10 protein-coding genes are annotated in these 12,854 nt (G+C 65.9%); all 10 read right to left on the bottom strand.

The genetic code is table 11. The features are described from left to right. Positions 1-2 precede the first annotated feature (2 nt). The 10 genes from CUJ89_RS19490 to CUJ89_RS19445 all read right to left on the bottom strand — a co-directional run bounded on the left by CUJ89_RS19490 (position 3) and on the right by CUJ89_RS19445 (position 12,425). Entirely contained in the window at positions 3-863 is an 861-nt protein-coding gene (locus CUJ89_RS19490) for a glycine betaine ABC transporter substrate-binding protein (RefSeq protein ID WP_114179137.1), read from the bottom strand. A 133-nt stretch (positions 864-996) separates the two neighbouring features. Further along, positions 997-2,145, bottom strand: coding sequence for a hybrid-cluster NAD(P)-dependent oxidoreductase (locus CUJ89_RS19485; RefSeq protein WP_114179136.1), 1,149 nt, complete (start codon positions 2,143-2,145; stop codon positions 997-999). A 29-nt stretch (positions 2,146-2,174) separates the two neighbouring features. Beyond that, positions 2,175-3,416 carry an aromatic ring-hydroxylating oxygenase subunit alpha gene (locus CUJ89_RS19480; RefSeq protein ID WP_201752370.1) on the bottom strand — a complete coding sequence of 414 codons (1,242 nt, stop codon included), beginning with the start codon at positions 3,414-3,416 and terminating at the stop codon, positions 2,175-2,177. Between the two features lie 52 nt (positions 3,417-3,468). Next, entirely contained in the window at positions 3,469-4,254 is a 786-nt protein-coding gene (locus CUJ89_RS19475; RefSeq protein WP_114179134.1) for an electron transfer flavoprotein subunit beta/FixA family protein, read from the bottom strand. Further along, entirely contained in the window at positions 4,251-5,420 is a 1,170-nt protein-coding gene (locus CUJ89_RS19470) for an electron transfer flavoprotein subunit alpha/FixB family protein (RefSeq protein WP_114179133.1), read from the bottom strand. Before CUJ89_RS19470 ends, CUJ89_RS19475 begins: the two co-directional genes overlap by 4 nt. 4 nt (positions 5,421-5,424) lie before the next feature. Beyond that, on the bottom strand, positions 5,425-7,350 hold the full coding sequence (locus CUJ89_RS19465) for a (Fe-S)-binding protein (RefSeq protein ID WP_114179132.1): 1,926 nt from the start codon (positions 7,348-7,350) through the stop codon (positions 5,425-5,427). Positions 7,351-7,352: 2 nt separating this feature from the next. Then, the gene (locus CUJ89_RS19460) at positions 7,353-9,416 is read right to left on the bottom strand and encodes an NADH:flavin oxidoreductase (RefSeq protein ID WP_114179131.1); all 2,064 of its coding nucleotides are present in this window, start codon (positions 9,414-9,416) and stop codon (positions 7,353-7,355) included. Between the two features lie 60 nt (positions 9,417-9,476). After that, positions 9,477-10,010 (bottom strand): DUF5943 domain-containing protein, encoded by a 534-nt coding sequence (locus tag CUJ89_RS19455; RefSeq protein ID WP_006488993.1) that lies wholly within the window; start codon positions 10,008-10,010, stop codon positions 9,477-9,479. A 137-nt stretch (positions 10,011-10,147) separates the two neighbouring features. Beyond that, the gene (locus tag CUJ89_RS19450) at positions 10,148-11,119 is read right to left on the bottom strand and encodes a dipeptidase (protein ID WP_114179130.1); all 972 of its coding nucleotides are present in this window, start codon (positions 11,117-11,119) and stop codon (positions 10,148-10,150) included. Positions 11,120-11,150: 31 nt separating this feature from the next. Further along, complete coding sequence (locus tag CUJ89_RS19445; protein WP_114179129.1) at positions 11,151-12,425, bottom strand: serine hydroxymethyltransferase; 1,275 nt, start codon at positions 12,423-12,425, stop codon at positions 11,151-11,153. Between the last annotated feature and the right edge of the window lie 429 nt (positions 12,426-12,854).

Here is a 12,854-nt window from a genome sequence, read left to right as displayed (position 1 = left end):
GCTTACTGTGCGCCTTCCGTCCACGAATTCACGCGGTCGGCATGCGCGGCGATCCACGCGTCGGCGGCCGCTTCCGGCTTCGAGCCGTTCTGGATCGCCAGCATCACGCTGTCGATTTCACCCGGCTTCCACTGGAATTTCTTCAGGAACGCGACGACCGGCTTGGCCTTCGTTTCGAGCGACGGATTCACGACGCTGTCGACATGCTCGGCGCCGCCGAACACCTTCTTCGGATCCTCGAGGAAGCGCAGCTTCCATTTCGCGAACATCCAGTGCGGCGCCCAGCCGGTCACGATGACCGGCTTGTTCGCATTGACCGAACGCGACAGCTCGGCCGTCATCGCACTGCCCGAGCTCGGCATCAGCGTGTAGCTCAGCCCGTAGCTCTTGATCGCTTCGTCGGTCTTGCGCATCACGCCGGCGCCCGCGTCGATACCGACGATCCGGCCGCCGAAACTGCTCTTCTCCGCGTTCAGGTCGTCGATGCTCTTTGCCTTCACGTACTCCGGCACGATCAGGCCGATCTTCGCATCCGGGAAATTCGCGCCGACATCGACGACCTTGGTCTTGTACTCATCCCAGTACGAGCCGTGCGTCACCGGCAGCCAGGCGGACAGCGTCGCGTCGAGATCGCCGCGCGCCACGCCTTGCCACATGATCCCGGCGGCGACCGGCACGAGCTTGACCTGGTAGCCGAGCTTCTTCTCGATGACGCGGGCCGCGACGTTCGACGTCGCGACGCTGTCGTCCCAGCCTTCGACGTAGCCGATCTTCAGCGTCGGCTTCGTATCGGCGAGCGCCGACGCGCTCAGTACCATCGCCGACAGTGCGCCGGCCCACAACAGTTTTCCGAAAAGTTTCATGGTCGATCTCCTTGATATGCGCCTGCGCGCGTGGTCTCTCTAGGTTCTTCAACCACAAATCCGCGGTATCGTTGTTTTCCGACGGATGCTTGTCCGGAGGCGACGCCCCCGGACAGCCGATGGCGTGTTCAGACTACTTGTCGATCACGAGATCGGACAGCGGCTTGCTGCAGCACAGCAATACCATCCCCTGGTCGATCTCGCGCTGGCGGATGCCGCCGTTGTGTTTCATGTCGACCTGCCCCGACACGAGCTTCACCTTGCAGGTGCCGCACATGCCCTGCGTGCACGACGCTGGCAGCCGCACGCCTGACTGGCGCGCCGCGTCGAGCACGTGCTGCGCCGAGCCGCACGCGATCTCGCGGTTGCTCTTCGCGAAGCTGACCGTGTATTGCTTCGTCGTTGCGTCGCCGCCTTCGGCCGGCGGCGCGAGATCGGCGAGCAATTCGTCGCTCGCGGTCTGCGCGAGCGTCTCGAACGAGAAGCTCTCCTCGTGATACTGCTTGCGGTCGAAACCGCCTTCGTCGAGCAGGTCGCGCACGGCCTTCATGTACGGCGCGGGGCCGCACGTGAAGATCTCGCGTTCCATGAAATCCGGCGCGATCAGCTTCAGCAGCGGCAGCGTCAGGAAGCCCGTGACGCCCGGCCAGTTCGTGCGTGCGCCCACGCGCTCGACGACGAACGACGTGCGGAAATTCGTATGATTCGACGCGATCAGGTCGAGCTCGCGCGCGAAGATGATGTCGTCGGGTGTGCGCGCGCTGTGCACGAACAGGATGTCGCGATCCTCGGCGAGATCATGGTGCGCGCGGCTCATCGACATCAGCGGCGTGACGCCCGAACCGGCCGACAGGAACAGGTACTTGCGCGCCGGATGCCGCGCGCACGTGAATTCGCCGGCCGGGCCGAGCACGCGCACCGGCGCGCCCGGTTGCAGGTTGTCGTGCAGCCAGTTCGACACCTTGCCGCCCGGCACGCGCTTGACCGTGATCGACACCGTATGCGGCCGTGCGGGCGACGACGAGATCGTGTAGCAACGGTTGATCGTCTCGCCGTCGATGTCGAGCTCGAGCGTAAGGAACTGCCCGGGCTCGAACGAGAACGCGCGGCCCTGCGGCGAACGAAAGAAGAAGCTCTTCACGTCGTGCGTTTCCTGCCGCACCTGGCAGCACACCAGCGTTTCCTCGACGTCGCTCGTCCAGCGCTCGGGAAGGGCGTTCCAGAACGCCGGGCGCGTCACCCGGCTGTCCGTCGGCTCGAAATTGGCCGCATCTCGCATCATGTCTTGCTCCGCTAATTCGCTGCTGGATACTATTCGCCGGTTTTTTCGGCGAGCCGGCCGATGTACCAGGACGAGAATTTTTCAACCAGACCTTCCGTGAACGGCGAATACGGGCCCGGCTCGTACGCGCTGCTGGTCGCACCGCGCTGCGAGAATTCGACGAGCGCGCGATCCTGGTCGTTGGTTGCGTTCCATACGGCCGTGAGGTTCTTCACGTCGTAGTCGATGCCTTCCTTCGCGTCCTTGTGCACGAGCCACTTCGTGCGCACGAGCGTCTTGCCGGCCGACAGCGGGATCACCGAGAACGTCACGATGTGATCGCTCATGAAGTGGTGCCACGAGTTCGGCTGCGTCCAGAACGACAGCCCGCCGAGGTCGGCCTGGTTGAACCCGCCGAGCAGCTTCTTCGATGCGACCTTCGCGTCGAGCGTCTGCGATTCGCCGCTGCGGTCGAGCGGCAGGCGCTGCGTGCGGAAACCGGTCACGTCGAGCAACTTCTCGATCTCGGCGGACGGCAGGCCCATCTCGGCCCACTCCTTCCCGCGCTTGACGCACGTCTCCGCAAACGCGTCCATGCCTTCGGCATTCGCATCGGAACGCTGGTAGCCGAAGCCGTATTCGTACAGCGAGATCGTCAGCTCCGGATGGTTCGCGACGCAGTGATAGCACTCGCGGTTGTTCTCCATCGTGAGCTTCCAGTTGCCTTCCTCGATGATGTCGATCTGTGCGGCGATCTTCGTGCTCGGCAGGTCGTGCGGCAACAGGTACGGCTCCATCTCGGCGCGCATCTTCGCGAAGTCGACCGGCGGCTCGTCGGCAAGGCAGACGAAGATCAGGCCCGCGAGATTCTCGACGTGCACCGACTTCAGGCTGTGCTTGCAGCGGTCGAACTTCTCGCCCATGTGCTCGGCGAACATCAGCTGGCCCGTCAGGTTGTACGTCCAGCTGTGGTACGGACACACGATGTTGCCGACCGAGCCTTTGTCCTCGTTGCACAGGCGCGCGCCGCGGTGACGACACACGTTGTGGAACGCGCGGATCGCCATGTCGTCGTCGCGCACGATCAGGATCGAATCGTTCCCCAGTTCCACGGTCACGTAGTCGCCCGGCTCCGGAATGTCCGGCTCGATCGCCACCTGGATCCAGTGCTGGCGGAAAATTGCCTCCATGTCGAGCGCGAAGATGTCCTCGCTCGTATAGAACGGCGCGTCGAGGCTGTGCCCTTCCTTGCGTCGTTCGATCAATGCGCGAATGTCTGCCGATACTTTCATCGTTTGCTCCGGATTCCTTGCATCCATGGGTTCTTGCCGACAGGCATCAAAGTCAGTAGTCGATGAGCTGATGCTCGCGCAAATACGCGAGGATCACTTGTGCTTTTTCGACTGAACTCCCTTCATTTACGACGTTGCCGCCACGGCTTTCGGTCGTCGTCGCGGACAGCATCCGGGCATGCCCGGAACGCTTCTCCGCGGCGACCAGCTTTACGGGTTTACGCTCGACCGGGCCGACCTGCCACGCGGCCGCGTCGGCATCCGCGCCGGCCGCCGCGAGTGACGGCCGGATCGCACCGGCACGCAGCCGCGCATACGCGTAGCGCGGCTCCACATTCGCGAGCGGATGGACGGCAACGACGGCCGGCAGCGCCGCGTCGACGCGCCGCCGCAAGCCTTTCGGCAAAAATTGCCTGACCGCCGCGCGGCCGCCGTCGATCGTCACGTCGACGGCCGAGCCGACGAGCGGATAGCCGAGCGTAGCGGCGACGCGATACGGCAGCATCCCGGTGTCGTACGCGCCCTCGGCGCGCGTGCCGGTCAGCACGAGGTCGTAGCCTTCGACGCGCGCGGCGAGCGCGCGCACGGCATCGTCGCCGTCGCGGCAGGCCAGCACCTCGACCTCCCGCGCGCCGAGCGCGAGATAGTCGGCAAGCGCCGCATTCGCGGGGTCGCCTGCATGGATCACGTCGAGCTGCGCGCGATGCCGTTCCGCGAGCTGACGGCCGGTTTCGAGCGCGGCAGCGTCGTTGCGGCTATAGCGCGCGACGCCGCTGACGGGGTGCCTGCCGACGGACACGAGCACCGCGATGCGTTGCAACTGGCGGGGGGCGTTCATGCGGCGACTCCTTCCGGTTCACGGTTGCCGACCGCGGTCGGCGATTCTCCGCGCGCGACACGCGCGGCCTGCACCTGTTCGATCAGCGCGGCGATCGTCGCCTGTGCGTCGCCCACCACCGTCAGGTTCGCGCGCTTCGCGATCGGCGCACTGCCGTCGAGGTTCACCGCGATCACATGGCGGCAGTCCTTGATCCCCTGCAGATGCTGCACCGCGCCCGAGATGCCGAACGCGATGTACACGCTCGCCTCGACCGTCTTGCCGGTTGCACCGACCTGCTTGTCGCGCGTGAAGTGGCCGTTGTCGACCGCGACGCGGCTCGCGCCGATCGCCGCGCCGAAGGCGCCGGCCAGCCGCTCGAACGCGCCGATGTCGGCCACGCCGTTGCCGGCCGACACGATGAAGTCGGCTTCCTCGAGTGCGACCTGGGCCGCATCGATTTCGTCGAGGCCGAGATCGCGGTACGGTTGCGCGGCTTCGCCAGCCGGGCGGATGAAGTCGGCGGCCAGGCGTTCGCCCGCGCCGACGAACGGCAGCTTCGCGTCGACCGCGTTCTGCGCGAGCAGGATCACGTCGGGCAGCCCGCGCGTCGCGAACGCGCGCCCGGCCTGCGCATACGCGCCGACATGCTTCGCGTCGATCTCGACCACGTTCGTCGCGACGCTCGCGCCGGCCGCCGCCGCGTAGCGCCGGCCGAGATCGCCGTCGCCCGTCGCGTTGTCGGGCACGAACACTCGCTTCGGCGCGAGTGCCGCGACACACGCCTGCAATACTTGCAGTTCGCTTTCGGGATCGAATGCGCGGCGATCGAAACCGGCGAGTTCAATCAGCTTGTCGACGCCGAGTTCGGCCACGTCGTCCTTCAGTTCGCCGAACGCGAGCAGCGCGACTTCGGTTTGGTCGTCGGCGAGCAGCGCGGCGGCGGCGATCGCCTGCCGCGCATGGTCGTCGAGCGCGCCGCGTTCGCCGTGCGCGACCACCAGCATCACGTGCTTCGGATCCTGCAGCGCGCGGCGCGGCTTCGCGGCCGCGGCCGCATGACCGTGCGCGGCCCCGTGCACGGCGCTCGCATCGGCGCTGCCTTCCTCGCCGAGCGTGATGCGCTTCAGGCCCGCGGCCGTGATGATGAACGGCCGGCGCGGATCGATTCGTTTGATCGTATTCATCGATTCACTCCAGCGAGGCGGCGACGAGTTCGGCCACGTCGAGCACGTCGGGGCGCGGGCCCACGACGCCTTCGAGCATTGCCGTGCAGTTCGGGCACGCAACCGCGACCACGTCCGCGCCGATCGTGCGTGCATCGGCGATGCGGATGTCGGGAATGCGCTGCTTGCCCGGGATGTCCGTCAGCGGCGCACCGCCGCCACCGCCGCAGCAGCGGCCGCGCATCCCGTTGCGTTCCATCTCGACCACCTGGATGCCAATCGCCTTCAGCAGCTTGCGCGGCGCTTCCGTCTCGCCGTTGTAGCGGCCGAGGTAGCACGGGTCGTGATACGTGGTGCGCTTCTCGCGCAGCGCGTCCACGGCCTTCGGCGCGATCTTGCCGCTCTCGGCCAGTTCGGCCAGATAGGTCGTATGGTGCTTGACCGTCACACGCAGCCCGAGCGCACGGTATTCGTTGCGCAGGCTGTGCATCACGTGCGGGTCAGCCGTCACGATCTGCTGGTACGACAGCGAGCCGAGCGTGCCGATCAGGCGTTTCGCCATCTGCTGAAAGGTCGCCTCGTCGCCGAGCCGGCGCGCGACGTCGCCCGTGTCGGTCTCGGTCGAGCCGAGCACCGCATAGTCGACGCCGGCCTTGTTCAGCACCTGGACGAACGCGCGCAGCGTACGCTGGTAGCGCATGTCGAACGCGCCTTCGCCCGCGACGAACAGCACGTCGACCGGCTTGCCCGGCTGCGCGACGGGCGCGCTCAGGTCGACCGACCAGTCGTAGCGCGCGGCCGTGTCGTAGCCGCCCATCGTGCCCGTCTCACGCAGGTTCGCGAGCACTTCCTGGCCTTTGCCGGGCACCGTGCCATGCACGAGGGTCTGGTTGCGGCGCATGTCGACGATCGCGTCCACATGCTCGATCAGCATCGGGCATTCCTGCACGCACGCGCGGCAGGTCGTGCACGACCACAGTGTCTGCGCTTCGATCAGGCCCGACACGATCGGGCCGTTCGGCTCGCCGCGATGCTGGCCGACCGCGATGCCCGGCGACGGGCTGCCCGCGTATGCCGCATCGGTGCCGCCGGCCATCCCGACGACGAGATCCTGGATCAGCTTCTTCGGGTTCAGCGGCTGGCCCGACGCGAACGCGGGGCACGCGGCTTCGCACTTGCCGCACTGCACGCATGCGTCGAAGCTCAGCAGCTGGTTCCAGCGGAATTCGACCGGCTTCGCGACGCCGTATTCCTGCTGCTCGATGTCCGGCAGCTTCAGCGCGGTCGGCGGCGTGGCCGTGCCGTTGCCGGTGAACGATTCGCGCGTGGCCGCGAAGCGCTCCTGGCGCGGGTGGAACGCGAGGTGCAGCAGGCCGGCGATCGCATGCTTCATCGGGCCGCCCTTCGCGGCGCCAACCGTCATCGTGAACGCGCCGACGCCGATCAGCAGCGCGCAGAGCACCGCGAACGCACCCGACATCGCGCCGGCAGGCACCAGCATGAACAGCACGAGGCCGAGCGCGAACGAACCGAGCAGCCAGGGCAGCGTGTTCCACGGGCCGCGCGACAGGCGGGCGGGCACGTCCTTCGCCGCGCGCCGGCGCCACACGAACACCACACCGACCAGCATCGCGAGCGCCGCGAGGAAAATCAGCTTGTCGAGCCACGGCGAGTAGATCGCGAGGCCGTAGTTGACGAACACCAGCGCGAGCGCGCCGATCGCGCCGCCGGCGGTCGCGACGTGCGTCTTCGCGATGTACGGATCGCGGGCGACCACGTGGTGCAGGTCGACGAAGTAACGCTTCGGAATCGCGAACAGGTTCGCGACGCCGAACGAGCCGGGCGCCGTGGCCCGGCCGAGACGCCAGTAGGACGAGCGCTTCGCGACCGCGAACGCGAGCCCCGCCACCGACAGCCACAGCAGCGCGGTAATGAGGAAGGACGGATTCATCTTTAGAAATCCTTCACGAGACGCAGCGAGTCGTAGATCGCGCCGTGGACGTTGTGCATCGAGATGCAGTCGCCGACACGGAACAGCAGGAAGCGGCCGTTGCCGAGCTCCTCCGACAGGCACGGCTGCGGCTCGGCCGCAAACAGCGTGTGCGGATCGATCTGGCCGCGGTTCAGCGATTCCGGCTTGAGCTTCCAGTACAGCTCGTCGTTCGGCGACGAACCGTTCTCGATCACCACCTGGTCGACCGCGCGCTCCTCCAGTTCTTCCGTGTACTCGTTGCGCAGCACGGCGATCGTCTTGCCGTCTTCTTCATAGACGCGGTCGAGCATGGTGTTCGGCGTCGGGATCACGCCAAACGCGTACAGGCGGCGATAGAAGATCGGGAACGTCGTGCCGCCGCAATCGTCGGCCACCTTCACGTCGGGCGTCACGACCTCGACCTTCGAGCCGCGGCTCGCCATGAAGTCGGCCACGCCCGCGCCCGCATGGGTGCTCACGCCGTCGAACAGCAGCACGTTCTGCTTCGGCTCGACCTTGCCGGTCAGGATGTCCCACGAGCTGACGGCCAGCCCATCGGCCACGCCCCAGCCCGGCACCTGCCACGTGAAGCTCGAGCCGCCCGTCGCGAGCACGACGATGTCCGGCTTCTCGGCCATGATCATCTTCTCGTCGGCGGCCACGCCGAGGCGGCGGTCGACGCCCAGGCGCTTGGTTTCCATGTCGAACCAGCGGATGATCCCCGACATCTGTTCGCGCTGCGGCGCCTTCGCGGCGATCATCACCTGCCCGCCCACTTCCGCGTTCTTCTCGAACAGCACCACGTCGTGGCCGCGCAGCTTCGCCACGCGTGCCGCCTCGAGGCCTGCCGGGCCGGCGCCCACCACCACCACCTTGCGCTTCGGGCCGCGCGACTTCTCGACGATGTGCGGCATGGTCGATTCGCGCGAGGTGGCCGCGTTCTGGATGCACAGCACATCGAGACCGTTGTACTGGCGGTCGATGCAGTAGTTCGCGCCGACGCACTGCTTGATTTCGTCCTCGCGGCCGTCGCGGATCTTGATCACCATGTGCGGATCGGCGATCTGCGCGCGCGTCATGCCGACCAGGTCAATCATGCCGGTGGCGAGCAAGCGCTCGGCCTGGCCCGCATCGCGGATGCTCTGCGCGTGCATCACGGGAATCTTCACCACCGACTTGATGCCGGCCGCGAGGTGCACGAACGGCTCCGGCGGCAACGCCATCGGCGGCATGCAGTTGGCGATCGTGTTGTGCGTATCGCCGCCCGACCCGACCACGCTCAGGTAGTCGATCAGGCCCGTCTCCGACATCGCCTGCGCGATTTCCTTCAGCGCTTCGTGATCGAGGCCGTCCTCGTGGAATTCGTCGCCGCACATGCGCAGGCCGACGCAGAAATCCTTGCCGACCGCCTCGCGCACCGCCGTCAGCACTTCGATGCCGAAGCGCAGGCGGTTCTCGAGACTGCCGCCCCATTCGTCGGTGCGATGGTTCGAACGCTGGCTCCAGAACTGATCGATCAGGTGCTGGTGGGCCGCCGAGATTTCGATGCCGTCCATGCCGGCGGCCTTCACGCGCTTCGCGGCCGCCGCGAAATCGCCGATGATGCGGCGGATTTCCTCGATCTCGATGATCTTCGCGTTGCCGCGGTGCACCGGTTCGCGCACGCCCGACGGCGACATCAGGTGCGGCCAGTGTTCGCCGTGGAACGACGAACGGCGGCCCATGTGCGTCGCCTGGATCATGATCTTGGCGCCGTGCTTGTGCATCGTGTCGGCCAGCCGCGTGAGCGGATCGATGATCTTGTCGGTCGACAGGTTCACCGATTTCCACCAGCCCTGCGGGCTGTCGATCGACACCGGGCTCGATCCGCCGCAAATGGCCAGGCCGACGCCACCCTTCGCCTTCTCTTCGTAGTAGCGGATATAGCGGTCGCCCGGCAGGCCGCCCGGCTCGGCATACACCTCGGCGTGCGCGGTGCTGACGATCCGGTTGCGCAGCGTCAGCTGGTTCAGCTGCATGGGTTTGAACAGGTGGGGATAACGCATCGCTGGCGACCTCTGGCGTTCGAATGTCTCGTGTTGCGGGTGTTGTTCTGTGTCAGTGCATCAGTGCGCGATCGGCGACACTTCGAAAACACAGTGATCGTGGTGCTCGGCCGCGCACTGCACTTCCTTCGATTGCGCGCGCGGCGCGCCCTTGCCTTCCGGCGTCGTGTCGTTGACCCAGTCCATCGCGCCGGCGAACCAGCCGGCAAACATGTAGCAGAGCTTGCCTTCCTTGCCGGGCTGCTGGAGCACGAACGACGAGTGGCGCAGCTCGATCTTTGCGCGCGCGCTGGCCGGATCGGCCTCGATGATCGAGAACAGGCCCCAGCCGCGCTGCGACAGGCGCTTCAGGTAGTGCTCGAACACGGCCATGCCGGTCAGGCCGTGCAGCTTCGCTTCCTTGTCGCACCAGTGGTAGGCGGACTTGTAGCCGGCCTTGTAGAGAATCTCGGCATACGCTTCGACGCCGAGCGCTTCCTCGACGGCGACGTGGTTGTTCGTGAAGAAGTGGCGCGGCACGTACAGCATCGGCAGTGCATCGGTGGTCCAGACGCCGGTATCGGGATCGACGTTGATCGGCAGTTGCGGTTGCATCGTGGTGACTCCGTGAGGAAAAGTGGCTGCGCGACTCGGGCGCAGGCACGACATCGTCCGCGCGCCCGCGCAGCTTGCGCGGGCACGTCCCGATTTTTTCTAGTGTTGAATCGTTAGGGTTCGGTGTGCCGCGACGCTTACGCGCCCCACACGTCCTTGAACACCCGCACCCAGTTCTCGCCCATGATCTTGCGGATACGCGAGTCCTTCCAGCCGGCGCGTTCCATCGCCGCGGTCAGGTTCGGGAATTCGCCGATCGTGCGGATGCCGTCCGGGTTGATCACCTTGCCGAAGTTCGTGAGCTGGCGATAGCGGCCCTTGTCATGCGTCAGCATGTCGAAGAATTCCTTCGCGAAATCCTGCGTGAAATCCGTGCCGATGCCGACCGCGTCTTCGCCGATCAGGTTCACGACGTAGTCGATCGCCTCGATGTAGTCGTCGATCGTCGCTTCGATCCCGCGCTTGAGGAACGGCGCGAACATCGTCACGCCGACGAAGCCGCCCGCATCGGCGATCTCCTTCAGCTGCGCGTCGCTCTTGTTGCGCGGATGCTCCTTCAGGCCCGACGGCAGGCAGTGCGAATAGCACACCGGCTTCTTCGAGAAGGCGATCGCTTCCGACGACGTGTTGCCGCCCACATGCGACAGGTCGACCATGATGCCGACGCGGTTCATCTCGGTGATCACTTCGCGGCCGAAATCCGACAGGCCGCCGTCGCGCTCGTAGCAGCCGGTGCCGACCAGGTTCTGCGTGTTGTAGCAAAGCTGCACGACGCGCACGCCCATGTCGGCGAACGCTTCGATGTAGCCGAGGTTGTCCTCGAACGCGTGCGCGTTCTGGAAGCCCAGGATGACCCCGGTCTTGCCTTCCTTCTTCGCGCGGAAGATGTCGTCGGTCGTGCGCACCAGCGTCAGCAACTCGCCGTTGTCGCGGATCTTCTTCTTCATCACGCCGATGTTGTCGACGGTCTTGGCGAAGTTCTCCCACACCGACACCGTGCAGTTCGCGGCCGTGATACCGCCCTTGCGCATGTCTTCGAACACCGGCTTCTCGAACTTCGAGATGTTCAGTCCGTCGATGATGATGCTGTCCTGATGCAGCGTGCTCATGAGTTGCTCCAGTCTTGTCGGGTCGGTCGGATCAGTAGATCGGGAAACGTTCGCAGAGCGCGAAGATCTCGCGGCGCACGCGCTGTTCGGTCGCGTGGTCGCCTTCCGGGTTTGCGCGCAGCGCGTCGAACACTTCGAGGATCAGGCGGCCGACTTCGCGGAATTCCTCGACGCCGAAACCGCGCGTCGTGCCGGCCGGCGTGCCGAGACGGATGCCCGACGTGACGGTCGGCTTCTCGGTGTCGAACGGAATGCCGTTCTTGTTGCAGGTGATGCCCGCGCGCTCCAGCGCCTGCTCGACCGGCGCGCCCTTCAGGCCCTTCGGGCGCAGGTCGACCAGCAGCAGGTGGTTGTCGGTGCCGCCCGTGACGAGATCGACGCCGCCGGCCTTCAGCACTTCGCCGAGCGCCTGCGCGTTCGCGAGCACGTTGTCGATATAGGTCTTGAAGTCCGCGTGCAGCACTTCGCCGAACGCGACGGCCTTGCCAGCGATCACGTGCATCAGCGGGCCGCCCTGCAGGCCGGGGAACACGGCCGAGTTGATCTTCTTGGCGATGTCCTCGTCGTTGGTCAGCACGAAGCCGCCGCGCGGGCCGCGCAGCGTCTTGTGGGTGGTCGACGTGACGACGTGCGCGTGCTCGACTGGGTTCGCATGGCGGCCCGCGGCGATCACGCCAGCGATGTGCGCCATGTCGACCATCAGCTTCGCGCCAACGCTGTCGGCGATTGCGCGGAAACGCGCGAAGTCGAGCGCGCGCGGGTAGGCCGAGAAGCCGGCGATGATCAGGTTCGGCTTGTGCTCGTGTGCGAGTGCCTCGACCTGGTCGTAATCGATCAGCATCGTGTCGCGGTTCACGCCGTACTGAACGGCGTTGAACCACTTGCCCGACAGCGCCGGCTTCGCGCCGTGCGTCAGGTGGCCGCCCGCATCCAGCGACATGCCGAGCACCGTGTCGCCCGGCTTGGCCAGCGCGAGCATCACCGAGCCGTTCGCCTGCGCGCCCGAGTGCGGCTGCACGTTGGCATAGCCGGCGTTGAAGATCTGCTTCACGCGTTCGATCGCCAGCGCCTCGACTTCGTCCGCGAATTCGCAGCCGCCGTAGTAGCGCTTGCCGGGATAGCCTTCCGCGTACTTGTTGGTCAGCACCGAGCCCTGCGCCTCGAGCACGGCGCGCGACACGATGTTTTCCGACGCGATCAGCTCGACCTGCGACTGCTGACGCTCGAGTTCCTTCAGGATGGAGCTGCGCACCGGCGCGTCGCGCTCGGCAAGGGGCTGCGAGAAGAAAGGCTGGGTGTTCGACATAGTGCGTCCGTGACGAAGAATAAAGGGCTGCAACCGAAGCTCAGGGCCCGCCCTGCCTGGGTTTCCTGCTGCTCCCGTGCGAGGCTGCCAACGGCTCTATTCTTGTCGTTCGGATTTTCGGCGGATTGATGAATTTAGACGCGTTCTTTGCCTTTTCCGCCATGCGCGTCCGTTTTATACAAGTGTCCGGTCGTGCTTTTTGGGATGACCGACAAAAACGGCGCAGGCTATTCACCTATGGACACGCACTTCGGCGGTGCCTTTGTCGCCCGTTCGAAGTGCGGCGCGTCCCGGATACGGTGCAGTGCAGCATCGGCCTTACACCCAGACAACGTATGGAGCTAGGGTTTAGCCGTATGGCACGCTTGTTGCGCTCGCTCACACAATACCGTAGCCCGACCCGTGCCCCCCGGGCGAAAAGCTATTAGA

This window comes from Burkholderia pyrrocinia, assembly GCF_003330765.1.
In the GTDB taxonomy this organism is placed as follows: Bacteria; Pseudomonadota; Gammaproteobacteria; order Burkholderiales; family Burkholderiaceae; genus Burkholderia; species Burkholderia pyrrocinia_B.
The sequence above is the reverse complement of the archived record's forward strand: the minus strand, read 5'-3'. Positions and strand labels throughout refer to the sequence as shown.